Origin of the sequence: Cobetia sp. 14N.309.X.WAT.E.A4 (assembly GCF_030397495.1) — a bacterium.
In the GTDB taxonomy this organism is placed as follows: domain Bacteria; phylum Pseudomonadota; class Gammaproteobacteria; order Pseudomonadales; family Halomonadaceae; genus Cobetia; species Cobetia marina.
Genome location: NZ_JAPNXT010000004.1, coordinates 294,540 through 318,962 on the forward strand (window position 1 = coordinate 294,540; position 24,423 = coordinate 318,962).

Genomic DNA, 24,423 nt, shown 5'->3' on the forward strand with positions numbered 1-24,423 from the left:
GGTAGGCGAAGGACTGTGTGCAGAAGTCATCATATAAACTTCACTCAGCGCTGAATAGTCCTGCAAGCCATCGTTTCAGGCGCTGGAGCTGACGAACAACCAGTCGCTGATCTCGGCATGATTCAACACCACCAATTGCTGCGCACGGGGCGACTCATCCAGATAATCCGGATTGATGCCCAGCTCACGCAGCACATACTGGACGAGGGCGCCGCGAGTCGGGAGGTGAAGCTCGCCGTCGACCATGCCGTGGTCCTGTTCGATCAGGCCACGCTCATCTGGCGTCAGGCGAGGGTCTGCCCCCAGGCGCAGGGTGACCCGGGTTTCCCAGCCGTCATCGAATTCACGTTGACTGCCTTCAAGGGCCTCGCCGAACAGCTCAGGGACATCGCGGAATCGAGACAGCACGAAGTCGCGAAAAGCCCGGTTCTTCTCACAGAAGGCCCGCACATGCCAGCGACCTGCGGCATAGACCAGCGTATGTGGACACAGGATACGCTCTTCCCCCTGAGGGGAGTTCAAAGAGGCGTAGGTGACCTCCAGGCGTGCTCCCTGGCTGGCCGCTTCAATCAATGTCCGGACCACGGGCGGGCTGGCGCTGCGGGACGGCAAGCGGAGCGCCTCGGTGTTGGCCTGACCGAGTCCGAGTCCGGTGAAGTGGGGATTCAGATTGTCATGATTGCCGAGCAGCTGCAGATATTCATCCACCTCACCCCGCGTCAGCATCGGGTGAAAATTGGCGGAGGGGCGGTAGCCCTTGATCACGGGATCATATTCAAGATTGTGTTCGGCGACGGTCTCGCGATAGGTCTTCATGACGCGTGACGCCTGCTGGCGTGCTATCCCGAAGGCGTTGCCCAGATGACGTGACGTGACGCGGCCTTCCCACAGGGCGATGATCTCGATCAGACGGTAGCGTGCCAGCGTGTCCCAGGGCAGGGTTTCCAGGCGTTCCTTGATGCTCATTGATGAATCCTTTCATACGGGTCTTCTATGGCGCCGAAATGCGAGATTGCTGGAGAGGGCCCTGGCAATGGCAACGCGTGGCAGGCGTCATTGATGATCGGGAAGATGACCCGGTTCCGGGCTTCCTGTGATGGCTGAGGACTTCTTAAATGCTGGGTAGGCATGAAAAAAGCTCCGGCAGAAGATACCTGTTCGGATGCGTTGACCCCAGTGTCCGCGAAAGGCGCGACTTCATTGCGTCGCATGAAAGTGACGCATTGAAATAATCTGTTGCCATATAAACAGGTTCCAGTTTTCTATTGCGGCTTCTGGCCATTACGGGCAACAAGTTGGCGCATCCGAAAACCACTATCGCCGGGTGGAAGAGAGCAGCACTGCGATATGCGCAACAACAGAAGCTTGATATGACTCACATTTAAGAGGTTAGAACGCGTTAGGCCAAGGAACGGACGTTTGAGGGGGGAAACTGCCGGCCCTAATGGCGACGCACTATCTGCAATGACATGCTCGAGTATTAGGGAAGTGGCGTTGTTAACGCCTGAAACGCAAAAGACCCGCCGGGAGGCGGGTCTTTTGCGTTTCAGGCTTGCCCTCCACTTGGGGAGGAGGGCTGCACGGGCAGCGTCTTACTTGCTTGCGCGCTTGCGCTCGTTCTCTTTCAGATACTTCTTGCGGATACGGATGTGCAGCGGAGTGACTTCCACCAGCTCATCGGAATCCAGGAACTCGATCGCCTGTTCCAGAGTGAAGCGGATCGGCGGCGTCAGCACGATGTTCTCGTCGTTGCCGGTGGAGCGCATGTTATCCAGCTTCTTGGCCTTGGTCGGGTTGACGACCAGGTCGTTGGCACGGTTGTGGATACCCACCAGCATGCCTTCATAGACTTCGGTACCGTGACCGATGATCAGCTTGCCGCGCTCCTGCAGAGTGTACAGGGCGTAGGACAGTGCCTTGCCCGGCACCATGGAGATCATGACACCGTTGCGACGCTCGACGCCTGCGCCTTCCTTCAGGTCACCGTAGTGATCGAAGCGGCTGGTCAGGATGCCGGTACCGGAGGTCAGGGTCAGGAACTGGCCACGGAAGCCGATCAGACCACGTGACGGGATGATGAAGTCCAGACGCACACGACCCTTGCCATCCGGGTTCATGTTGGTCAGCTCACCCTTGCGGTAGCCCAGCTCTTCCATGATGGAGCCCTGGTGCTGCTCTTCACAGTCGATGATGACTTCTTCGTACGGCTCCTGCTTCTTGCCGTCGATTTCCTTGATGATGACTTCCGGGCGGCCCACGGCCAGCTCGAAGCCTTCACGACGCATGGATTCGATCAGCACGGAGAGGTGCAGCTCACCACGGCCGGAAACGACGAATTTCTCCGGCGTCTCACCCTGCTCGACGCGCAGGGCGACGTTGTGGATCAGTTCCTGGTCCAGACGCTCACGGATGTTGCGGCTGGTGACGAACTTGCCGTCCTGGCCGGCGAACGGAGAGTCATTGACCTGGAAGGTCATGGAGACGGTCGGCTCATCGACGGTCAGCGGCGGCAGCGCTTCGACGGTCGCGGTGTCGCAGATGGTGTCGGAGATCGCGAGGTTCTCGATACCGGTGATGCAGACGATGTCGCCGGCGGTCGCCTTGTCGGTCTGCACGCGGTCCAGACCCATGTGGGTCATGACCTGGCCGATCTTGCCCTTGCGGACAGCGCCTTCCTTGGTGACGATGGAAACCTGCTGACCCGGGCTGACGGAACCGCGCTTGATGCGGCCCAGACCGATGACGCCGACGTAGCTGTTGTAGTCCAGTGCGGAGATCTGCATCTGGAACGGACCGTCCAGCTCGACCTTCGGCGGCTCGACGATGTCGACGATGGACTGGAACATCGGGTCCATGGTGTCTTGCAGGTCTTCCGGATCCATGCCGGCAATGCCGTTGAGGGCAGAGCAGTAGATGATCGGGAAGTCGAGCTGCTCGTCGGTCGCGCCCAGGTTGTCGAACAGATCGAAGATCTGGTCGACGACCCAGTCAGGACGAGAGCCCGGACGGTCGATCTTGTTGACGACGACGATCGGCTTCAGACCCTGGGCGAAAGCCTTCTGGGTCACGAAGCGAGTCTGCGGCATCGGGCCATCGACAGCATCGACCAGCAGCAGCACGGAATCGACCATGGACATCACGCGCTCGACTTCGCCACCGAAGTCAGCGTGCCCAGGGGTATCCACGATGTTGATGTGGTAATCGTTCCACTGGATCGCGGTGTTCTTCGCGAGAATGGTGATGCCGCGCTCTTTTTCCTGGTCGTTGGAATCCATGATGCGTTCCTGACCCTCGGCCTTGCGGTCCAGGGTGCCAGACTGACTCAGGAGCTTGTCGACCAGGGTAGTTTTACCGTGGTCAACGTGGGCGATGATGGCTATGTTGCGAAGTTTCTCGATCACGACGGGAACCTGTGCGGAAAATGGGCGCTCGCGTACCGGGCGCTTGTGATTTGGGGCGCATTATAGGGGGCATGGCATGCCTCCTGCCAGCATCGTGCATTCACGAGGCGGGTCAGTGAGGGCCATGGATTGGCCTGAAGTGCCCAAATGATTGTCTCTCAAGTCTTTTCCGCGCGCTTGTGACAGATGAAAAAAAACTTGTGGCCAAGGGCTGCCATGACGATCACGAGCGAAAAAGACCGTCATCGACAGCGAGTTCTCTCGAATTGACGCGGCCAGCGTGAGGCTGATGCGACCGGTCATATCGGCCTGATGGCTCGCTGTGCACCATATTGGTGCCAAGGCATTTTTTGATGCACCAATATGATAATTCGTGCCTGCGCAATCCTCTTTTCTGCACCTTGTGGGGTCATGTTTCTCGCTGCAAAATCCAGCATGTCATCTTTGGGTGCATGTATTTCTTCATTGTTTTCAGTTAGTTATTGTTGTTGATGTTCTGGTGTGCTTCATTCTGGCACGCTCGATGCATTATCAGGTCATCCTCTTCATGGCTGGCATCCATTGGCTGACCATGAGAAAAAAGACAGACAACGAAAGACCTGAACAGACAACGCTGACACCAACTGCAACCGAGCCGCCGGCTCCATCGGAGAATTACCATGGCTGAGAAGACACTTGCCCTGATTGAAGAACACGAAGTCAAGTGGGTTGATCTGCGCTTCACCGACACCAAGGGCAAGGAGCAGCACGTCTCCATCCCGGCGCGCACGGTTGACGAAGAATTCTTCGAGAATGGTCAGATGTTCGATGGTTCTTCTATCGAAGGTTGGAAGGGCATCAACGAGTCCGACATGATCCTGATGCCGGACGACGGCACTGCCTTCCTTGACCCGTTCACCGAAGACACCACTCTGGTGCTGCGCTGTGACGTCATCGAGCCGGCCACCATGCAGGGCTATGAGCGCGACCCGCGTTCCGTCGCCAAGCGTGCCGAGGAATATCTGAAGTCCACCGGTCTGGGCGATACTGCCTTCTTCGGTCCGGAGCCGGAATTCTTCATCTTCGATGAAGTGCACTGGAAGAACGAGATGAACGGCGCGATGTTCAAGATCTCTTCCGAAGAAGGTGCATGGGCGACCGATTCCACGCCGGAAGGCGGCAACCTGGGTCACCGTCCGCGTCTGAAGGGCGGCTACTTCCCGGTCCCGCCGATCGATAGCTTCCACGATATCCGTGCTGCCATGTGCAACACCCTGGAAGCCATCGGTCAGGAAGTCGAAGTTCACCACCACGAAGTGGCGAACGCCGGCCAGAACGAGATCGGTGTCAAGTTCAACACCCTGGTCAAGAAGGCCGATGAGGTTCAGGAACTCAAGTACGTGATCCACAACGTGGCGCACGCTTACGGCAAGTCCGCGACCTTCATGCCCAAGCCGCTGGTCGGTGACAACGGTTCCGGCATGCACGTTCACCAGTCCTTCTGGAAGGATGGCGACAACCAGTTCGCCGGTGACGAGTACGCGGGTCTGTCCGAAATGGCCCTCTACTACATTGGCGGCATCATCAAGCACGCTCGTGCGCTGAACGCCTTCACCAATGCGTCCACCAACTCCTACAAGCGTCTGGTGCCGGGCTTCGAAGCCCCGGTCATGCTGGCCTACTCTGCCCGCAACCGTTCCGCTTCCATCCGTATCCCGTACACCGCCAGCCCGAAAGGCAAGCGTGTCGAGGCTCGCTTCCCGGATCCGACGGCCAACCCGTACCTGGCGTTCTCCGCGATGCTGATGGCCGGTATCGACGGCATCAAGAACAAGATCCACCCGGGCGATGCCATGGACAAGAACCTCTACGACCTGCCGGCCGAAGAAGCCAAGTCCATCCCGACCGTGGCCGAGAGCCTCGAACAGGCACTGACCGCGCTGGACGGCGATCGTGAGTTCCTGACCCAGGGTGGCGTCTTCACTGACGACATGATCGATGCCTACCTCGAGCTGAAGGGCGAAGACATCCAGCGCCTGCGCATGGCGACTCACCCGCTCGAATTCGACATGTACTACAGCGTCTGATCTACCGACGGCGCATGTCGCTCACGGCCCCGCCCGGAGCAGTCTGAGCGCGGGGCATGCGTGAGGCGAGACACACAGGGTCATACCGACAGGTATGGCCCTGTTCTCGTTTCTGAGACATGTGCTCCAAGAGCTGACTCCCGGCTGTCCAGGACCCGCGACCCGTCGCGGAAAGTCGCGTCGCAACAAGCAGGGCTGGTATCAACGCGGGAAGCTTTGTAACTTGGCAGCAGGATATGTCACTTCTGGCACGCTGGTAGCGTCCGAGTGAGTGACACGACTGGCAGGAGCGGATGCGCGCTTCTGGCTTCCCATGACTTCTTCAGGAATTCCCGGATGTGGCCCTTCACTTCTTCTTCGCGTGGCATCGGTTCAGTGGGTGACAGCAGGTCCTTGCCGGTCAAGGGAATGCGGCGGATGGCTCGCCTGCCGGGCATGACGACGCTCGGTCTCTGCCTGTCAGCGGTGCTGGCCCTGAGCAGCGTCTCGGCGGAGCTCGAGGCGGCTCAGGTCTACCGGCACGTGGATGCCAACGGCAACGTGGTGTTCAGTGATCAGCCGGCGGGCGGCAGCAAGGTCAAGCTGACGCCGCTGAGTGTGGTGCCTTCCACCGAGTCTGCTCCCTCGCGCGCGCCTGCTTCACGTGGCGTGTCATCTTCCCCGTCCGAGACCGCTTCCCGTAGCCGACCCTCCGCGCCTGCCATGGATGTCAGCTTCCGTGGCTATACCCGCTTCTTCATCCAGAGCCCGAGCAATGAAGAGACGCTGCCCACGGGGCAGGCCGGCAACCTGGCGGTGCGCCTGGCCATCGAGCCGCAGCTGCGTCCCGAGCATAAGGTACGCGTGACCGTGGATGGCGCGCCGTCGCAATCGGCCATGAACAGCAGTGTCTTCATGGTGCCGGGGCTCGAGCGTGGCAAGCATGTCATCCAGGCGGAGCTGCTGGATGCCTCCGGACGAGTGCGCCAGACCACCGAGCCCCGAGTGGTCTACGTGCAACGCGCCAGCGTCAATCTCCCGCGCAATCCCAACAACCCGGCCAATGCCGGGGGTGGCTGAGAGACGGGGGGGACAGTCCTTCTGGCTTGCGAACGACACGTGACTCGCGCGCCAGGTCATCAGGCCACCTTCGGGTGGCCTTTTTTGTCGCCAGGTCTGGCAACGGTATCGCCCGCGATGCAGCAGCACGCCCGCTGATGAGCAGGTCTGCTTCATCGGGTTGGCAGTGCGATCCTTTGGTGCACCATAATGGTGCTTAAAATCGACGCCCGAAAGAGGTGCATCGGCGCGGGTGCCATGCACGCGGCATTTGCACCAGACTGGCGCGGTTATTGCAGAACAGGGAGACGTACTGCGAATGGCGGATAAAGGCATGCATCAACGACTGCTCGAACACCTGAATACTGCCGTGGTGGTGCTGGATGCACAGCTGCGCGTGGTATGGCTGAACCCGGCGGCCGAGACGCTATTGGCGGTCAGCCTGGTGCGCGTCAAGGGCAGCTCCCCTGAACATCTGACCGGGCTGGATGAAGAGCCCATCAAGGTGCTGCGCAAGGCGCTGGAAGAACAGCATCCCTATACCCAGCGTGAGGCCGAGATCGTCAATGCGGCCAACGAGCCGCTGACGGTGGACTTCACCGCGACCCCGGTCAGCGCCAATGAGCTGCTGGTGGAAATCGAGCCGCGTGATCGTCTGATGCAGATCTCCCGCGAGGAGGCGCTGATCGCTCGGCAGGAAGCCGTCAAGGTGCTGACACGCGGGCTGGCGCATGAAGTGAAGAACCCGCTTGGCGGTATCCGGGGCGCGGCCCAGTTGCTGGAGCGCGATCTGCCGGAACCGCAGATGGTGGAGTTCACGCGCATCATCATCGAGGAGGTGGATCGCCTGCGCGATCTGGTCGATCGCATGCTGGGGCCGAATCGGCCACCGCTGCAGTCGCCGGTCAATATCCACTCGGTGACCGAGCGGGTGCGCTCCCTGCTGGCGGCGGAAGGGCATCACATCAAGCTGACGGCCGACTATGACCCGAGCCTTCCTGAAGTCATCGGCGATGAAGGCCAGTTGATCCAGGCGGTGCTCAACATCGCGCGCAACGCGACCCAGGCCCTCAACGAGCAGCCGCAGCCCGAATCAGCCGATGGCAATGAGGCGCCGTGGGAGATCACCCTGCGCACGCGGGCCCGGCGGCAGTTCACGCTGGGTCATGAGCGCCATCGTCTGGTCTGCGAGCTGGCGATCAGCGACAACGGCCCGGGCATTCCCGAGGCGCTGCGCGAGACGCTGTTCTACCCGATGGTCTCGGGGCGCGCCGAAGGCTCAGGGCTCGGGCTTTCCATCGCCCAGGGCATCCTGCACCAGCATCAGGGGTTGATCGAGTGTGACTCGCGCCCCGGCCATACCGAATTCCGACTATTAATCCCGCTTGCCGGCACTTCTGGAGATCCCTCATGAGCGAGACTGCACGCGTCTGTATCGTCGATGATGACCGCGCCATCCGCTGGGTACTGGAGCGCGCTCTGGCCCAGCCTGACCTCGAGGTGGAAAGCTTCGAGCGCCCGGATCAGGCAGAAGCCAGCATCATGCGCCAGTGCCCGGATGTGCTGATCACCGACATCCGCATGCCCGGTATCGATGGCCTCGATCTGATGGCACGAGTCCGCGAGCGTTATCCGGACCTGCCGGTGATCGTGATGACGGCCCATTCCGACCTCGACAGTGCCGTGGCCTCCTATCAGGGCGGTGCCTTCGAGTATCTGCCCAAGCCCTTCGATGTCGATGAGGCGCTGGCGCTGGTGCGGCGTGCCGTGGCGCACGCGCGGGAATCCAAGGCCCCCGCGGTGGTGCCGGAAGGATTGACCAAGGAGATCATCGGGGAAGCGCCAGCGATGCAGGAGGTCTTTCGGGCCATCGGTCGCCTGTCCCAGTCGCACATCACCGTACTGATCAACGGCGAATCCGGGACCGGCAAGGAGCGTGTCGCCCAGGCGCTGCATCAGCATTCGCCCCGCAAGGCCAAGCCGTTCATCGCGCTGAACATGGCGGCGATCCCCAAGGACCTGATGGAGTCAGAGCTCTTCGGCCACGAGAAGGGTGCCTTCACCGGTGCCACCGCTCTGCGTCGCGGACGCTTCGAGCAGGCCGATGGTGGCACCCTGTTCCTGGACGAGATCGGCGACATGCCGGCGGAAACCCAGACACGTCTGTTGCGGGTGCTGGCGGATGGCGAGTTCTACCGCGTGGGGGGCATCACGCCGGTCAAGGTGGATGTGCGTATCATCGCCGCGACCCACCAGCACCTGGAGGCGTTGGTGGAGGATGGTCGTTTCCGCGAGGATCTCTTCCACCGCCTCAACGTGATCCGCGTCCACCTGCCGCGGCTGTCAGAGCGCCGTGAGGACATCCCGCGCCTGATGCAGCACTTCCTCGCCGAAGCCGCACGCGAGCTGGCCACGGACCCCAAGGTGCTCACCGAGGCGGCCGAGAAGCACCTCACGCGCTTCGACTGGCCGGGCAACGTGCGCCAGCTGGAGAACACCTGTCGCTGGCTGACGGTGATGGCCTCGGGCCGCGAGGTGATGGTCGAGGATCTGCCGCCGGAACTGCGTGACGTCAGTGGCACCGAGGCCGCGTCCGGGGACTGGCGTGGTGCCTTCCGTGAGTGGGCGGACCGCGCGCTCGCCGCCGGCCACACCCATCTGCTGGAAGAGGCGGTGCCCGACTTCGAGCGCATCCTGATCGAGACGGCGCTCAAGCATACCGGCGGTCGCAAGGGCGAAGCCGCCGAGTTGCTGGGCTGGGGACGCAACACGCTGACGCGCAAGCTCAAGGTGCTGTTGCCGGCACTGGCCGAGGATTGAGCCGCCCCGGCGCCAGGCAGTGTCGAGCACCCTTCTCAGACTGAGCGGGAGATGAACCACCTGAGCGGGTAGAGAAACCGTCTGGGCGGACAGGAGAACCGCCCAGCGGTCTGGAGAGAAAGAGAACAGGGTGCCACAATCCCTGTTCTCTTTTTTTCTGCCCGTCATTCACCGTTGTCTGCTCGCCGGCGTCATTTCTCGGGCGCCTGCCAAGGAGTTGCCTGATGTCATCAATGAACTGGGAACGACTGCTGGAGCCGAGTCGCCTGCATGACGCACCGGGCACCGTATCGCGTGAGATGGGCCGTACGCCCTTCCACAAGGATCACGACCGGATCGTGTTCGCGGGCTCCTTCCGACGGCTGGGTCGCAAGACCCAGGTGCACCCACTGACCGACAACGACCACATCCACACGCGTCTGACCCACTCCCTGGAGGTCGGCTGCGTCGGGCGTTCGCTAGGCATGATGGTCGGCGAGAAGTTGAAGGACCATCTGCCCGAGTGGGTCACGCCCGCCGACCTCGGCGTCATCGTCCAGACCGGTTGTCTGGGACATGACATCGGCAACCCACCCTTCGGGCATGCCGGAGAATATGCCATCCGTGACTGGTTTGCCGCAGAGGCCGCCAGTGACCACGGGCGTCTGTCAGGCCTGAGCGAGGCCGAGCGCGAAGACCTGCTCACCTATGAAGGCAACGCCCAGGGCTTTCGTATCGTCACCCAGATCGAATACAACCAGTTTCATGGCGGCATGCGCCTGACGGCGGCGACGTTGGGCACCCTGCTCAAGTATCCCTGGACGGTGAAGCACGCCACGGCAGGCGGCAAGTTCGGTTGCTACCAGAGTGAGCGTGAACTGCTGGATCAGGTGGCCGAGCGCTGCGGGCTGCTGGCGCGTGACGATGGCCGCTGGTGTCGCCACCCGTTGGCGTGGCTGGTCGAGGCCGCCGATGACATCTGCTATGCGCTGCTCGATCTCGAGGATGGCCTCGAGATGGGCATACTGCAGTTCGAGGAGGTCTACGAGATTCTGACCGGCATCAGTGGTGGCGCGCCGCGGGAGTATGACGACATGGTCGCGCGTGGCACGTCACAGCGGCGCAAGGTGGCGGCCCTCAGGGGAGCGGCGATGGAGCGGGCGGTCAATGACGTGGCCCAGGCCTTCGTGCAGCATGAGGCGGAATTGCTGGCGGGCACCCTCAGTGAGGACCTGCTGGATCTGTGTCATCCCGATCTCGGCTGGGGCGTGCGGGAAGCCAAGAATCTGGCGCGCCAGAAGATCTTTCGCAACGAGCGCAAGGCCAAGCTGGAAATCGGCGCCTACACCACGCTGGGTATCCTGCTTGAAGCCTTCATCGGGGCTGCCCATGAGCTGCACACCACGGGGCGCTCCAGCTTCAAGCATCAGCGCGTGCTGGCGCTGATCGGCGAGAACACCCCGACGCGTGACTGGGATCTCTACCGCAGTTACCGGCGCATGCTCGATTTCATCGGCGGCATGACCGATCACTTCGCCGTGGATCTCGCTCAGGAGATGGGTGGCCGCCTGCGCGGCGACTGAGCCTTCCGCTCGAGCATGACGACTGTCCGGCAAGCCGTGCCGGGCAGTCGTGGTCTGCCGTGTCATTTCCGCGTTGCCTTGCCGGCCTCCTGCCGGTCACGCGCCCCATCTGTTCCGGCAACTCCTCTTTCCCGCTTTCCCTCCGTCCCTCTTTTCCTCGATGTCTCCGTCGACGTCATCCTGGCCGGCTGCTGTCTCGCGTGACGTCCTTGCGCTGACAAGCGGTAAATTTTCTTTACGTAGCCTATCGAGTTGTTGTACTAGCTTTGTACGAAGTGTGAACGCGCTGGTCACTTTTCATTCATGATAAGCTATTATCATGCAGGGCAATAACGATAAACGAGGCTTATTTATGAGCAAGAAAACCCCCGGAGGAACCGCTGCCAACGCGGAGAACAAGCCAGAGAAGGCCTTCGACATGATCGACAAGCCGACCTTCTTCGGCTCGATCTTTCTGCTGCTGGCAGTGACGTTGCCATTGGTCATCTTCCCCGAGCAGGGTGCGATGTGGGTATCGGCGGCCAAGAATTTCGTCACCAGCAAGCTGGGTGTGCTCTACCTGATGCTGGGTGTCGGAGCCGGTGGCTTCATGATCTACATCATCTTCAGTGATATCGGGCAGATCAAGCTGGGCGACGCCGAAGAGAAGCCCGAGTTCTCGATCGTGTCGTGGGCGGCCATGCTGTTCTGCGCCGGTATCGGGGCCTCCATCCTCTACTGGTCGATGATCGAGTGGGTCTACTACTACCAGTCGCCGCCGTTCCATGTGGAAGGCCAGACACCGGAGGCCGCGGAATGGGCCGCCGCCTACGGTATCTTCCACTGGGGGCCGCTGGCATGGGCGATCTATCTGATTCCCGCCGTGCCGATCGCCTACTTCTACTACGTGCGTCACCACAGTGTCCTGAAGATTTCCGAGGCGCTGATGCCGGTGCTCGGCGAAAAGCTGGCGCGTGGCTGGCTGGGCAAGCTGGTCGACATCAGCTTCGTCTTCGGCATGCTGGGTGGCGGGGCGACCACGCTCGGTCTGGCAGCTCCGATGATCAACGAGGGGGTGCATGAGCTGTTCGGCGTACCCAAGTCGCTGATGACCCAGGTCGTCGTGCTGCTGGTGTGTACCGCGCTGTTCGGCTACAGCGCCTACGTGGGGCTCAAGAAGGGCATCAAGCTGCTGTCGGATATCAACTTCTGGCTGGCGGTCGGGTTGCTGCTGTTCATCTTCATCGCAGGTCCGACCCTGTTCATGGCCAATACCGGTCTGGACGCGCTGGGGCGCGTGATGAGCAATCTGATCCACATGGCGACCTGGCTTGAGCCGTTCGCCGAGTTCAAGGGCTTCGAGAACACCCACTTCCCGCAGGACTGGACCATCTTCTACTGGGCCTGGTGGCTGGTGTTCGCGCCCAGCGTGGGGCTGTTCATCGCGCGCATCTCGCGGGGTCGCACCATTCGCGCGATGGTGGCGGGCTCGATGTTCTTCGGCACCATGGGCTGCTTCCTGTTCTTCATGGTGATGGGCAACTACGGCCTGTACCTGCAGCTGTCAGGTGAGCTGGACGTGGTGACCATACTCAACGAGCAGAGTCCGACCGCTGCCATCTTCGCCATGCTGCATACCCTGCCGCTGGACTATGTGGTGATCTTTGCCTTCACGCTGCTGGCACTGATCTTCACGGCCACCACCTTCGACTCCATCTCCTACATTCTGGCGGCCGTGGTCCAGAAGGAAGTGGATGAGGAGCCGATGCGCTGGAACCGTCTCTTCTGGGCCTTCGCGCTGTCGTTCATGCCGATCGTGCTGATGTTCGTCGGCGGGCTGGAAACCCTGCAGACGGCCTCGATCATCGGTGGCGTGCCGTTGCTGGCGGTGGCGTTGCTGCTGTGCATCTCCATCGTGCGCGCCGCGCACTATGACCTGCGCTATCAGCCGGATTACACGGTCAAGGAGATCAATATCGAGGAATTCCCGGAAGACGACCCCTGGACGGAAGAGGGCACCTGGGAGATTCCGGACGAGGACGTGCCTGCGGCGGGCAAGCCGCAGCAGGACACGCCCAAGGATCATGTCGAAGGCGACCCGCACAGCCGTCCTTCCCGACTGTGATCCGGCCGGCCTGAAGGATCAGGCCGCCGACGACAGAAAGCCGCCCCTCGGGGCGGCTTTCTGTCGTCTGGATGGGCTGGTGAGTCTCAGGGGCGATGACTCAGGCGGTTTCCTGCAGTGTCTCGCTGAGGGAGCGGCGCGGTGTCAGCACCGGCGGCGTCGGGTCCTTGTCGTCATTGTCGAGGGCCAGATAGCGACTGATGGCGGCACCGATACGCCGTGAACTGTCCTGAATGCCCTGGTTGCCGAACAGACGATTGAACTCGAAGACCATCGGATGGCCATCGACCATCGCGATATCGAAGCCGGCGTGATCGACACTCAGCGCCTCGGCCAGCTGCAGCGCCAGCTCGATGGCGGGCGCCGGGATGTTGTCATAGGCCGTCTCGCCGCCCTGACTGACGTTGGAGCGATAGCCGCCCAGCGGCGTGACGCGCCAGTAGGCAGTGATGACTTCGCCACCGACCACCACGATACGCAGGTCGCGATCGATATCCAGCCGCGGCTGGGCATACAGCACCGGGTGCTCCGCTGCGTGGGCTTCCAGCTCGCCACGTGACTGGATCAGCTTCACCCCGGCCCCCATGGAGCTCTTCACTTCCTTGACGATCAGCGGATAGCCGAAGCGTGCCTCGATGTCGTCGATTGCCTGACGGCTGGCACCCCGAATCTCGGTGGGCGGCACATTGTCCGGGCAGATGGCCTGAAAGACGCGCGTCTGTTCGACCTTGTCGTGGCCGATGGCGTAGCTGGGCAGGCTCGGGAAGATGCGTTTTCCCAGGCCGTAGACCAGGGTGGTGATCTGCCAGTATTCGGGAAACAGCAGGATGTCGGCGGCGCGGATCTCGTCGAGGTGATCCAGCATGCGTTCCGGCTTGATGTAGCGAACGCCGGCGATACCGAGGGTACGAAATGCGTCGAAGGTGATGAGTTTCATGGGGGATATGTCGCCAGAAGCGCCATCATTGCGATGGCGCGATCAAGGAGCCAGGGCTGGACCGGCGCGTATTTAACGTCGCGCCGGCCCGCTTGGCAAGTCCTTGTGACGGGCGGATGGGAGACCGCCAGTCGCTGGCCTAGGGCGTTTCCATGCGTTCGGCCTGTACCCGCAGCAGAATCGCCTCGTTGATGCGCTGCTTGAGTGCCTCATCCAGCGCCGGGCAGCCATCCTCCGGGGTCATGCAATGGGTGCTGAGCCACTCGGCCAGCCCTTCGCCATTGACGACGTCCGGGTCGCCCTTGCGCTGTTCACCACGCCGGATGATCTGCCAGCCCGGCAGCGCCAGAATGCCGTGTACCGGTACCTCGACACCACACTCGCGCTTGAGCCAGGCGGCAGTCCAGTCACGCGCGACGCGTGTCTCGCGCAGCGGCTTGCGCTCGCGCCCGCCGGGGAAGTGCAGACGCCCATCCTCCAGCTTGACCTCGTTCTTGATCGCTCCCAGAGCATCCAGCGGACGCGAGCGCGCCTTGGTGCGGATGGCATAGGCACCGAGCGGCGTGAGTACCAGATGGTCGATATGGAAGCCGTCGGCGGGGACGTCATGATAGACCACGCTGCTCAACTGCTCCGGGCGAATGAGCTGATCCAGCTCCTGGCCGATGGACAGCTCGCAGGCCAGTCCCAGCTTCAACTTGCGGATGCGCTGGAAGTGGCGTGTGAGGCGCAGCGCGAAGATCAACACGAACAGCGCGCAGGCCAGTCCATAGCCCGCCCACTCCAGCCAGTTCTGCTCTTCGCCGAACACCATGCGTCCCATGCCATAGATCAGCGGGCTCAGGGTGATGAGCGGTCCCAGTGCGCCATCGAGAAACAATGACTGGAAGGCGTCATCGAGGCGGTCTCGCAGGCTCTGGCCCGGCTCGCGCAGCTGGCGGCGGGTCAGGGGTGACTGGATGCGGCGCTCATGCAGGCCGCGCATGCCCAGCACCACCAGCGCGATGGCGCCCAGCGGGGTGAGAAAGAAGACAGGTAACAGGTATTCCAGCCAATCCATCGGGATGTCCTATCTACAGGAGAGGGGAGCGTATTCAGTGGCCCAGCGCACGTGGCAGCGGCACGATCGGCACCTCGACCTCACCCTGCGCTGCGTTGTGGGTAGTGTCCAGTACCGGCACCACGCTGTCATTGATCCAGTACAGCTTGCCGTCACTGCGCACGTCGGCCTGCAGTGCATAGCGATGGCCATCCTCGATGGCATTGCGATCATATTGCAGGCTGACCGGGAAAGGCCCCTGGCGCAGACCGCCGAAGCGGGTGCTGGCGATCAGGTTGGCCGGTGCATCGGCTCTGGAGATATCCACCAGGCGGACCTCCAGCAGCGCATCACCCGGTGCCTGGAAGGCCTGCTGTGGCACCACGCGTGCCTCCAGCTGAGCGAAGTCAGGGCCGGTCATGCAGCCCGCCAGCCCCAGCGTGCCGAGCAGCAGTGCGCCGATGGCCAGAGAGCGGGAAGGATGAGGCATGGAGAGTTTCAGCATGGAGGTCCCTTGTGCGGTCGGCGATACGCCGCCAACCGAGATGTCTGATGAGACGGATGCCGGGGCGTGCAGGTTCAGCCGCCGGCCAGCTTGACGGTATAGCCGCGTCGCGTCAGCTCGGTCTTGAGCGTCTCGCGGTGATCGCCCTGGATCTCCACGATACCGTCCTTGAGGCTGCCGCCGGTGCCACACCGCTGCTTGAGAGTCTTGGCAAGCGCCTTGAGTTCCTTCTCCGCCAGCGGAATCCCGCTCACGGTGGTCACGCCCTTGCCCTTGCGGCCGCTGGTCTCGCGGCGGATACGCACCACGCCATCGAGGCTGTCGAGCCGTTCGCGCTCGGCGAGGTCCGCGCACTCGCAGTCGGCTTCGGCGCGGCGGCATTCGGGGCAGGTGGCGCCGTGTTCAGTGGAATAGACAAGCCCGGAAAGTTGATCCTTGAGCGAGGCCATGATGTCTCCTGCGGTACCAGAAAAATGATGCGTTGTCGGCGGTGTCTGAGGAAAGGATACCCGTGCGCGTCGGCAGCGGCACCCTGATGCGTCAAAAAAAGGCGGCCCCTGCGGGCCGCCTTTCGTTCATGCCGTCGTGCGCATGGCCGTCAGATCAGTTGATCTTCGGGTCCAGCTCGCCACGGTGGTAACGCTCGAACATCGCTTCGAGGTTGATCGGGTCGATCTTGCTGCCGTGGCCGGCAGCACCGAAGGCTTCGTAGCGTGCGATGCAGATGTCGCGCATCGCCTTCACGGATTCCTTCAGGTACTTGCGCGGGTCGAATTCAGACGGGTTCTGGGCCATGAAACGACGGATGGAGCCGGTGGAGGCGAGGCGCAGGTCGGTATCGACGTTGATCTTGCGCACGCCGTGCTTGATGCCTTCGACGATCTCGTCGACCGGAACCCCGTAGGTTTCCGGAATCTTGCCACCGTATTCGTTGATGATTTCCAGCCAGTCCTGCGGCACGGAGGAAGAGCCGTGCATCACCAGGTGAGTCTCGGGGATGCGGGCGTGGATTTCCTTGATGCGCTGGATGGACAGGGTGTCACCCGTCGGCGGCTTGGTGAACTTGTAGGCGCCGTGGGAGGTGCCGATGGCGATGGCCAGGGCATCGACGTGGGTCTTCTTGACGAAGTCGGCGGCCTCTTCCGGGTCGGTCAGCATCTGGTCGTGATCCAGCTTGCCTTCCGCACCGATGCCATCTTCTTCACCGGCCATGCCGGTTTCCAGCGAGCCGAGGCAACCCAGTTCGCCTTCGACGGACACGCCACAGGCATGCGCCATCTCGACGGTGCGACGGGTCACATCGACGTTGTATTCGTAGCTTGTCGGGGTCTTGCCATCTTCCCCCAGCGAACCGTCCATCATCACCGAGCTGAAGCCCAGCTGGATGGAGCGCTGGCAGACGGCTGGCGAGGTGCCGTGATCCTGGTGCATGACCACCGGGATATGCGGGAATTCCTCGATCGCGGCCAGAATCAGGTGGCGAAGGAACGGCGCGCCGGCGTATTTGCGAGCGCCTGCAGAGGCCTGGACGATCACCGGAGAGTCGGTGTGGTCGGCGGCTTCCATGATGGCGCGCATCTGCTCGAGGTTGTTGACGTTGAACGCGGGAATGCCGTATCCGTACTCGGCTGCGTGGTCCAACATCTGGCGCATGCTGATCAATGCCATGACATCACCTGTCTTCTTGGGGAATGGAAAAGGGAGTAGCGTCTGGCCACCCTGTGCCGCAGGCAGAGGATGGCCCTGTTACCGTGACCCAGTTACCGGGTACCCCGGGCATGTGGCTGGCTCAGGGTACCGGGACAGTCGATGAGGACCTTGTCGCTGCGCCATTCGAGCGCAGCCCGGGTCAGCTTGCAGCGGCTTCCAATGCCGCCACGGCCGGTAGCGTCTTGCCTTCCACGTACTCGAGGAAGGCACCGCCACCGGTAGAAATGTAGGACACGCGGGACTCGACAGCGTATTTGTCGATGGCCGCCAGGGTGTCCCCACCGCCAGCGATGGAGAAGGCGTCGCTCTCGGCGATGGCCATGGCCAGCTTCTCGGTACCGTTGGCGAACTGGTCGATCTCGAACACGCCCACCGGGCCGTTCCACAGAATGGTGCCGGCATCCTTGAGCAGCGCCCCGAAGCGGGAGGCGGTGTCCGGGCCGATATCCAGAATCATCTCGTCATCACGCACGTCGGCAACGTCACGCACGATGGCCTCGGCCTTGTCGGAGAACTCGGTGGCCACGACGACGTCGGTGGGCAGCGGGATCTCGACCTTGTCCATCAGCGCGCGAGCGGTCTCCAGCAGGTCAGCCTCGTAGAGCGACTTGCCGACGTTGTAACCGGCGGCGGCGATGAAGGTGTTGGCGATGCCGCCACCGACGATCAGCTGATGGCACTTGTCGGACAGCGCCTTGAGCACGTCCAGCTTGGTGGAGACCTTGGAGCCGCCGACGATGGCGACCATCGGCGCGCGCGGCGCGGCGAGTGCCTTCTCGAGGGCTTCCAGCTCGGCGGCCAGCAGCGGGCCGGCGCAGGCGTCCGGGGCGAAGCGTGCCACGCCATGGGTAGAGGCCTGGGCGCGGTGCGCAGTGCCGAAGGCGTCCATCACGTAGATGTCGCACAGGGCGGCGTAGGCGCGAGACAGCGCTTCATCGTCCTTCTTCTCGCCGGCATTGAAGCGCACGTTTTCCAGCAGCACGACCTCGCCCTCGGCGACGTCCGGTGCCGTGTCGAGATAGTCGGTGATCAGACGCACCGGGCTGCCCAGCAGCTCGCCCAGGTGTGCCGCGACCGGTGCCAGAGAGAACTGCTCTTCCGGCTGCCCTTCGGTGGGACGGCCCAGATGGCTCATCAGCATGACGCGCGCTCCCGCATCGCGGGCCGCCGTGATGGTCGGCAGGCTGGCGCGGATACGCGCGTCGCTGGTCACCTGACCATTGCGAACCGGCACGTTGAGATCTTCGCGGATCAGCACGCGTTTGCCTGACAGGTCGAGGGCGGTCATCGTTTGCACGTTCATGACGGGTTCCTTGGTCGTGAATCGGTGGAGAGAGCTCCCGTCGCCAGAGGCGTTGTCATCTCGCAGGCGTGCCAATGGGTGGCGACGTCCAGCATGCGATTGGCAAAGCCCCATTCGTTGTCGAACCAGCACAGCATCTTGATCAGCCGGCCGCCGGCAACACGGGTCTGGGTCGCATCCACGATACCCGAGCGCGGATCGTGGTTGAAGTCGATGGACGCCGTCGGCTCCTCGCTCAACCCCATCAGGCCCTGCAGGCGTCGTGCGCAGGCCTCGCGCAGCAGGTCATTGACCTCGTCCGCGCTCACGTCGCGCTTCACCTCGATGGACATGTCCATGCAGGACACGTTGATGGTCGGCACCCGCAGGTGCAGACACTCGAAGCGTCCTTCCAGATGCGGCATCAGGCGGTTGATGCCCTTGGCCAGCCCCGTATCCACCGGCACGATCGAACTCATCGCGGAGCGCGTCAGGCGCAGGTCCGTCTGGTGGTAGGCGTCGATCACCGGCTGGTCGTTCATCGCCGAATGCACCGTGGTGGTGACGCCACGCTCCAGCCCGAAGGCCTGCTCCAGCACCGTGAGGATCGGGATCAGGCAATTGGTCGTACACGACGCCGCCGAGACGATGCGCATGCCGCCAGCGTCCTGCCCTGTCCCGGCGGGGGCCAGCGCCGACTGGTTGATGCCGCACACGATGGTGGCATCGACATCGGCGTCGGTATCGCCGGGCTGGGAGAATAGCAGCCGTCCCGCGCCTGCCGACAGATGGCGCTCGGCGGTGGCGCGATCCTTGAAGCTGCCTGAGCACTCCAGGACCAGGTCAATCCCCAGTGCCCGCCAGGGCAGGCAGTCTGGATTGGCCTCGGACAGGATGCTGATCGCATGGCCGTTGACGACCAACTGGCCGTCGCGCTGCTCCACCGTGCCGGGGAAGCGGCCATGGGTGGTGTCGTAGCGTGTCAGATAGGTGATGGTGTCCAGGTCTGACAGCTCGTTGATCGCCACCACTTCCAGTGGCAGCGTCTCGCCACGTGCTTCACGTTCCACCAGCGCTCTCAGCACACACTGACCGATGCGTCCGTAGCCATTGATGGCCACTCGCAAGGGGGCGTTCCCCTGGCGAAGGCGCATGCTGGCCTCCTGGGAGGCGTCGGAGGTGGGCAGAGGGGACTGATGGCTCAATGAGGTCTCGTTCCGGGTGTTTTTCAGGGGGTCCATGGTAGCGCATCGCTTTGCTGGGCGGAGGGAGCGAAAGGCGCGCAAGCGCCTGATTTCTGGTTTTTTTCGTCTAAGAACACGTAGTCACACTACCCAACTGGAGGGGTTGTGTAGTCGTCATCCACGCTGTCTGTCGAGGGCTGGATCGCCGGAGAATGACCGTTCATGCAGGATGAATCGTGTCATCAAGCTGTGACTGACATGGAGCGCGTCGACTACAGGCGACAGCCGGTGACGGTTGAGGGCTTCTCGAGTGTCGCACAGACGAAAACGCCGCCGCTCCCAGCGGGAGGCGGCGGCGTCGATCTGCATCCCACTCCGTCATCGACGGGGTGAGTCAGGCGGTGATCAGCCCAGCAGCGTGTTGGCGCGTTCGACCACGTTCTCGACCGTGAAGCCGAAGTGCTTGAACAGGTCGCCAGCCGGCGCGGATTCCCCGAAGGTCTCCATGCCGATGATGTCGCCGTTCAGGCCGACATACTTGAACCAGTAGTCACGATGCCCGGCTTCGATCGCCACGCGCGCGGTGACGGAGGACGGCAGCACGGATTCGCGGTATTCCGCGTCCTGGGCATCGAACAGGTCGGTGGCCGGCATGGACACGACACGCACGGCGCGACCGGCGGCCTCCAGCTCGGCGGCGGCATCCATCGCCAGACCGACTTCGGAGCCGGTGGCGATCAGGATCAGTTCCGGCTGGCCGTTGGCGGCGTCCTTCAGCACGTAACCGCCACGGCTGATGTTGGCCAGCTGGGCCTTGTCGCGGTTCTGGTGCGGCAGGTTCTGACGCGACAGGATCAGCGCGGTCGGGCCGGAGTGACGCTTGATGGCCGCATCCCAGGCGGCTGCGGTCTCCACGGCATCCGCCGGACGCCAGGTGGACAGGTTCGGCGTGGTGCGCAGGCTGGTCAGCTGCTCGATCGGCTGGTGCGTCGGGCCATCTTCGCCCAGACCGATGGAGTCGTGGGTGAAGACGTAGACGGCCTGCTGACCCATCAGGGCGGCCATGCGAACGGCGTTGCGCATGTACTCCATGAAGATCAGGAAGGTCGCGCCGTACGGGATGAAGCCGCCGTGCAGACCGGCGCCGTTCATGATCGCGCCCATGCCGAACTCACGCACACCGTAATGCAGGTAGTTGCCGCTGAAGTCTTCGCGGGTGATCGCCTGGGCGCCCTTCCAGAAGGTCAGGTTGGACGGGGCGAGGTCGGCACTGCCACCGAGCAGTTCCGGCAGCTGCGGGCCGAGCTGGTTCAGGCACTCGAAGGAGGCCTTGCGCGATGCCGGGCTGTCGCCGGCGGCCTGAGCGTCCTCGATCATCTTCTCGCTGCTCAGGGCGTGCGGCAGCTTGCCTTCCAGGCGACGGGTGAACTCGGCGGCCAGTTCCGGGTGTGCTTCGGCGTAACGGGCGAAGCGTGCATCCCAGTCGCTCTCGAGCTTGGCGCCGCGCTCGCTGGCGTCCCAGCCCTGATAGATGTCTTCCGGAACGTGGAAGGGTGCGTGGGTCCAGCCCAGCTTCTCGCGGGTGGCAGCGACTTCGTCATCACCCAGCGGCGCGCCGTGGCAGGACTCGGTGCCTTCCTTGTTCGGGGAGCCGAAGCCGATCACGGTCTTGCAGATGATCAGGCTCGGCTTGTCGTCGTGGCTCTTGGCCAGCGCGATGGCGGCGTTGATCTCTTCCGGCTTGTGGCCGTCGACGTTGGAGACGACGTGCCAGCCGTAGGACTCGAAACGCTTGGCGGTGTCATCGGTGAACCAGCCTTCGACTTCCCCATCGATGGAGATGCCGTTGTCGTCATACAGGGCGATCAGCTTGCCCAGACCCAGGGTGCCGGCCAGCGAGCCGACCTCGTGGGAGATGCCTTCCATCATGCAACCGTCACCCAGGAAGCACCAGGTGGTGTGGTCGACGACGGTGTGACCCGGACGGTTGAACTGCGCCGCCAGTGTCTTCTCGGCGATCGCCATGCCCACGGCATTGGCCAGCCCCTGGCCCAGCGGGCCGGTGGTGGTCTCGATACCCGGCGCATAACCGTATTCCGGGTGACCGGCGGTCTTGGAATGCAGTTGGCGGAAGTTCTGCAGATCTTCAAGGCTCAGCTGGTAGCCCGTGAGGTGCAGCAGGGAGTAGAGCAGCATGGAGCCGTGGCCGTTGGACAGCACGAAGCGGTCACGGTCGGCCCAGTTCGGGTTGGCCGGGTTGTGCTTGAGGTGGTCGTTCCAGAGCACTTCAGCGATGTCGGCCATGCCCATGGGGGCGCCGGGGTGGCCAGACTTGGCCTTCTGAACGGCGTCCATGGAAAGTGCACGGATGGCGTTGGCCAGGTCAAAACGGGAAGGCATGCAATAGCTCCTCGCCTGCGGGGCGTCAAGAGTGTGGCAATGAATCACGGCGTTCTGCCTGTGGTGCGCAGCGCGCCGGAAAGGACAGTGCGTCGCGTGAACCTTGTGCGTACGAAGCTTCGCCCGTACGCGATCTCCGGGCCAGTATTGTCACCGAGATGACGGGGCGCGGCAAATCGCATCCGGGCCCCGCAGCCGTCCATGCGTCTTGCTGACTTATGCCGGTTGGTGTCCTTCTTGTGGCAAAAAGGTCTCGAAACGGCCGTCGTGCAGTCCGCATGGCGCTAGGCACTCACATAAGTGGCGTGTAAACTCGCCCCCCCGAGGCCGGGCCGTCTGTGTCAGTCCTCAACGTGCGCCGCAAGCGTGTTTCTACTCGGTCTCAAGCAGCCATCTGCCGTCAGTGGCCGAATCATCCCCGCATCCGAAAAGAGGGTCGAGGACCAATGAGCGAATACTCACTCTTCACATCCGAGTCCGTGTCCGAAGGGCACCCGGACAAGATTGCCGACCAGATTTCCGATGCCGTGCTCGATGCCATCATCGCGCGCGACAAGCAGGCACGCGTGGCGTGCGAAACGCTCGTCAAGACAGGCGTGGCCATCGTGGCCGGTGAGATCTCCACCAGCGCGTGGGTCGATCTCGAGGAGCTGGTACGTCGTGTCATCACGGATATCGGCTACACCTCTTCCGATGTCGGTTTCGACGGCGAGACCTGTGGTGTCCTGAACCTGATCGGCAAGCAGAGCGTCGATATCGCCCAGGGCGTCGATCGCACCAAGCCGGAAGATCAGGGCGCGGGCGATCAGGGCCTGATGTTCGGCTATGCCACCAACGAGACCGACTCCTTCATGCCGGCGCCGATCCACTACGCTCACCGTCTGGTGGAGCGTCAGGCGGAACTGCGCAAGAACGGCATGCTGCCGTGGCTGCGTCCGGATGCGAAGAGTCAGGTCACCTTCCGCTACGACGAAGCCGGCAAGCCGGTCGCCGTCGAAGCCGTCGTGCTGTCCACCCAGCATGACCCGGAAGTGTCCCAGGAAGACCTGCGCGCGATGGTCAAGCGCGAGATCATCGAGCAGGTCCTGCCGGCCGAGTGGCTGTCCGAGACCACCGAATACCACATCAACCCGACCGGCAACTTCGTCATCGGTGGCCCGGTGGGTGACTGTGGTCTGACGGGCCGCAAGATCATCGTCGACACCTACGGCGGCATGGCCCGTCACGGTGGTGGTGCCTTCTCCGGCAAGGACCCGTCCAAGGTCGATCGCAGCGCCGCCTATGCCGGTCGTTACGTGGCCAAGAACGTCGTCGCCAGCGGTCTGGCCGACAAGTGCGAGATCCAGGTCTCCTACGCCATCGGTGTCGCCGAGCCGACCTCCGTCTCGATCAACACCTTCGGCACCGGCAAGATCAGCGATGCCAAGATCGTCGAGCTGGTGCGCGAGCACTTCGACCTGCGTCCCTATGCCATCACCACCATGCTGGATCTGGCGCACCCGATGTATCAGCTGACCGCTGCCTACGGCCACTTCGGTCGTGAGCCGTTCGAGCACAGCTACAGCTGGACCGACGTGACCGGCGAGAAGAAGACCGAAACCTTCACCGCCTTCCCGTGGGAAAAGACCGACCGTGCCGCTGGCCTCAAGGCTGCTGCCGGCCTGTAAGGTCGTCAGCTCGACAGGCCTGGCAGGGGAGGGGCATCTCGCCCCCACCGGCTCAGTGTCATGACAGGAAAACCCGCTTCGGCGGGTTTTCCTGTCTCTGGTGGAGCGTTAGCGGCGCGAGCCCGACTGACACGCAGGTCTGACCCTTTGTGGGACAGCAACAGGAGAGAGGCCCAGTGGCTGATCTACGCTATCTCAAGGGCTACGGCCCCGAGATCCAACAGCAGGCGAGTGAACTGCTGGCGTCGGGCAAGACGGCAGCCTTCTTTCTCGCTAGATATCCCGAGCCACATCAGCTGCAGGGGGCCCGTGCGCTGCATGACTACACCATGGCGCTGAAGAATCAGTACCTGCGCAGCTCGGCGCCGATCAGCAAGGTGATCTATGACGACCGGATTCACGTCATCGACAACGCCCTGGGGCTGCACACCTTCGTGTCGCGGGTGCAGGGCAACAAGCTCAAGGCCAAGCACGAGATCCGCATCTCGTCGTTGTTTCGGCGCCTGCCGGAGCCGCTGCTGAACATGATCGTGGTCCATGAGCTGGCGCATCTGCGCGAGAAGGCCCACGACAAGGCGTTCTATCGACTCTGCTGTCACATGCAGCCGGAGTATCATCAACGTGAGTTCGAGCTGCGTCTCTATCTCTGTCACCGTGAACGTCACGGCGATCTCTGGTAGTCACGGCCAGTGCTGGGAATCACGGCCA

Annotated in this window: 19 protein-coding genes; 9 read left to right on the plus strand and 10 right to left on the minus strand. The window is 62.7% G+C overall.

What is annotated here, in order from left to right; translation table 11 throughout:
• Positions 1 to 75: 75 nt before the first annotated feature.
• Entirely contained in the window at positions 76 to 966 is an 891-nt protein-coding gene (locus OW493_RS08240; protein WP_077379913.1) for a WYL domain-containing protein, read from the minus strand.
• A gap of 626 nt (positions 967 to 1,592) precedes the next feature.
• Positions 1,593 to 3,401: a translational GTPase TypA gene (gene typA / locus OW493_RS08245; RefSeq protein WP_077379915.1), complete on the minus strand. Its 1,809-nt coding sequence runs from the start codon at positions 3,399 to 3,401 to the stop codon at positions 1,593 to 1,595.
• Between the two features lie 373 nt (positions 3,402 to 3,774).
• On the opposite strand from typA, the gene OW493_RS08250 reads away from it, so the two are divergent.
• The 7 genes from OW493_RS08250 to OW493_RS08280 all read left to right on the plus strand — a co-directional run bounded on the left by OW493_RS08250 (position 3,775) and on the right by OW493_RS08280 (position 12,991).
• Complete coding sequence (locus tag OW493_RS08250; protein WP_136939534.1) at positions 3,775 to 4,068, plus strand: hypothetical protein; 294 nt, start codon at positions 3,775 to 3,777, stop codon at positions 4,066 to 4,068.
• Positions 4,061 to 5,467, plus strand: coding sequence for a glutamate--ammonia ligase (glnA, locus tag OW493_RS08255; protein ID WP_065392424.1), 1,407 nt, complete (start codon positions 4,061 to 4,063; stop codon positions 5,465 to 5,467). Before OW493_RS08250 ends, glnA begins: the two co-directional genes overlap by 8 nt.
• A gap of 417 nt (positions 5,468 to 5,884) precedes the next feature.
• A complete protein-coding gene (locus OW493_RS08260; protein ID WP_289863813.1) occupies positions 5,885 to 6,526 on the plus strand; it encodes a DUF4124 domain-containing protein in 642 nt (213 codons plus the stop codon).
• A gap of 313 nt (positions 6,527 to 6,839) precedes the next feature.
• A complete protein-coding gene (gene glnL / locus OW493_RS08265; RefSeq protein WP_077380022.1) occupies positions 6,840 to 7,919 on the plus strand; it encodes a nitrogen regulation protein NR(II) in 1,080 nt (359 codons plus the stop codon).
• Entirely contained in the window at positions 7,916 to 9,325 is a 1,410-nt protein-coding gene (ntrC, locus tag OW493_RS08270) for a nitrogen regulation protein NR(I) (protein ID WP_077379917.1), read from the plus strand. Before glnL ends, ntrC begins: the two co-directional genes overlap by 4 nt.
• A gap of 224 nt (positions 9,326 to 9,549) precedes the next feature.
• The gene (locus tag OW493_RS08275) at positions 9,550 to 10,887 is read left to right on the plus strand and encodes a deoxyguanosinetriphosphate triphosphohydrolase (RefSeq protein WP_084207729.1); all 1,338 of its coding nucleotides are present in this window, start codon (positions 9,550 to 9,552) and stop codon (positions 10,885 to 10,887) included.
• A gap of 352 nt (positions 10,888 to 11,239) precedes the next feature.
• Positions 11,240 to 12,991, plus strand: a complete 1,752-nt coding sequence (locus OW493_RS08280; protein ID WP_077379921.1) for a BCCT family transporter — start codon at positions 11,240 to 11,242, stop codon at positions 12,989 to 12,991.
• A gap of 100 nt (positions 12,992 to 13,091) precedes the next feature.
• Here the strand turns inward: OW493_RS08280 and OW493_RS08285 are convergent, their stop codons facing one another.
• From OW493_RS08285 to tkt, 8 genes are all read right to left on the minus strand, one after another.
• The gene (locus OW493_RS08285) at positions 13,092 to 13,928 is read right to left on the minus strand and encodes a hypothetical protein (protein WP_289863816.1); all 837 of its coding nucleotides are present in this window, start codon (positions 13,926 to 13,928) and stop codon (positions 13,092 to 13,094) included.
• Positions 13,929 to 14,067: 139 nt separating this feature from the next.
• The gene (locus tag OW493_RS08290) at positions 14,068 to 14,988 is read right to left on the minus strand and encodes a nuclease-related domain-containing protein (RefSeq protein ID WP_077379925.1); all 921 of its coding nucleotides are present in this window, start codon (positions 14,986 to 14,988) and stop codon (positions 14,068 to 14,070) included.
• Between the two features lie 34 nt (positions 14,989 to 15,022).
• A complete protein-coding gene (locus OW493_RS08295; protein WP_136939537.1) occupies positions 15,023 to 15,472 on the minus strand; it encodes a YbaY family lipoprotein in 450 nt (149 codons plus the stop codon).
• A gap of 74 nt (positions 15,473 to 15,546) precedes the next feature.
• Positions 15,547 to 15,921, minus strand: a complete 375-nt coding sequence (locus OW493_RS08300) for a translation initiation factor Sui1 (protein WP_084207732.1) — start codon at positions 15,919 to 15,921, stop codon at positions 15,547 to 15,549.
• A 154-nt stretch (positions 15,922 to 16,075) separates the two neighbouring features.
• On the minus strand, positions 16,076 to 17,140 hold the full coding sequence (fba, locus tag OW493_RS08305; protein ID WP_077379931.1) for a class II fructose-bisphosphate aldolase: 1,065 nt from the start codon (positions 17,138 to 17,140) through the stop codon (positions 16,076 to 16,078).
• Positions 17,141 to 17,321: 181 nt separating this feature from the next.
• Positions 17,322 to 18,485 (minus strand): phosphoglycerate kinase, encoded by a 1,164-nt coding sequence (locus tag OW493_RS08310; RefSeq protein ID WP_084207733.1) that lies wholly within the window; start codon positions 18,483 to 18,485, stop codon positions 17,322 to 17,324.
• Positions 18,482 to 19,618, minus strand: coding sequence for a glyceraldehyde 3-phosphate dehydrogenase NAD-binding domain-containing protein (locus OW493_RS08315; RefSeq protein WP_077379935.1), 1,137 nt, complete (start codon positions 19,616 to 19,618; stop codon positions 18,482 to 18,484). The genes OW493_RS08310 and OW493_RS08315 overlap by 4 nt, the downstream gene beginning before the upstream one ends.
• 435 nt (positions 19,619 to 20,053) lie before the next feature.
• The gene (gene tkt / locus OW493_RS08320; protein ID WP_289863817.1) at positions 20,054 to 22,048 is read right to left on the minus strand and encodes a transketolase; all 1,995 of its coding nucleotides are present in this window, start codon (positions 22,046 to 22,048) and stop codon (positions 20,054 to 20,056) included.
• A gap of 446 nt (positions 22,049 to 22,494) precedes the next feature.
• Between tkt and metK the strand changes: the two genes are divergently transcribed.
• Positions 22,495 to 23,715 carry a methionine adenosyltransferase gene (gene metK, locus OW493_RS08325; RefSeq protein WP_077379939.1) on the plus strand — a complete coding sequence of 407 codons (1,221 nt, stop codon included), beginning with the start codon at positions 22,495 to 22,497 and terminating at the stop codon, positions 23,713 to 23,715.
• A gap of 176 nt (positions 23,716 to 23,891) precedes the next feature.
• A complete protein-coding gene (locus OW493_RS08330) occupies positions 23,892 to 24,395 on the plus strand; it encodes a YgjP-like metallopeptidase domain-containing protein (protein WP_176493854.1) in 504 nt (167 codons plus the stop codon).
• Positions 24,396 to 24,423 lie beyond the last annotated feature (28 nt).

Coding starts and splice junctions, on each gene's coding strand:
- OW493_RS08295 (WP_136939537.1), bottom strand. CDS start 15,472: ATGCTGAAACTCTCCATGCCTCATCCTTCCCGCTCTCTGGCCATCGGC.
- glnA (WP_065392424.1), top strand. CDS start 4,061: ATGGCTGAGAAGACACTTGCCCTGATTGAAGAACACGAAGTCAAGTGG.
- metK (WP_077379939.1), top strand. CDS start 22,495: ATGAGCGAATACTCACTCTTCACATCCGAGTCCGTGTCCGAAGGGCAC.
- OW493_RS08260 (WP_289863813.1), top strand. CDS start 5,885: ATGGCTCGCCTGCCGGGCATGACGACGCTCGGTCTCTGCCTGTCAGCG.
- ntrC (WP_077379917.1), top strand. CDS start 7,916: ATGAGCGAGACTGCACGCGTCTGTATCGTCGATGATGACCGCGCCATC.
- OW493_RS08240 (WP_077379913.1), bottom strand. CDS start 966: ATGAGCATCAAGGAACGCCTGGAAACCCTGCCCTGGGACACGCTGGCA.
- OW493_RS08310 (WP_084207733.1), bottom strand. CDS start 18,485: ATGAACGTGCAAACGATGACCGCCCTCGACCTGTCAGGCAAACGCGTG.
- tkt (WP_289863817.1), bottom strand. CDS start 22,048: ATGCCTTCCCGTTTTGACCTGGCCAACGCCATCCGTGCACTTTCCATG.
- glnL (WP_077380022.1), top strand. CDS start 6,840: ATGCATCAACGACTGCTCGAACACCTGAATACTGCCGTGGTGGTGCTG.
- OW493_RS08290 (WP_077379925.1), bottom strand. CDS start 14,988: ATGGATTGGCTGGAATACCTGTTACCTGTCTTCTTTCTCACCCCGCTG.
- OW493_RS08280 (WP_077379921.1), top strand. CDS start 11,240: ATGAGCAAGAAAACCCCCGGAGGAACCGCTGCCAACGCGGAGAACAAG.
- OW493_RS08285 (WP_289863816.1), bottom strand. CDS start 13,928: ATGAAACTCATCACCTTCGACGCATTTCGTACCCTCGGTATCGCCGGC.
- fba (WP_077379931.1), bottom strand. CDS start 17,140: ATGGCATTGATCAGCATGCGCCAGATGTTGGACCACGCAGCCGAGTAC.
- OW493_RS08315 (WP_077379935.1), bottom strand. CDS start 19,618: ATGCGCCTTCGCCAGGGGAACGCCCCCTTGCGAGTGGCCATCAATGGC.
- OW493_RS08275 (WP_084207729.1), top strand. CDS start 9,550: ATGTCATCAATGAACTGGGAACGACTGCTGGAGCCGAGTCGCCTGCAT.
- OW493_RS08300 (WP_084207732.1), bottom strand. CDS start 15,921: ATGGCCTCGCTCAAGGATCAACTTTCCGGGCTTGTCTATTCCACTGAA.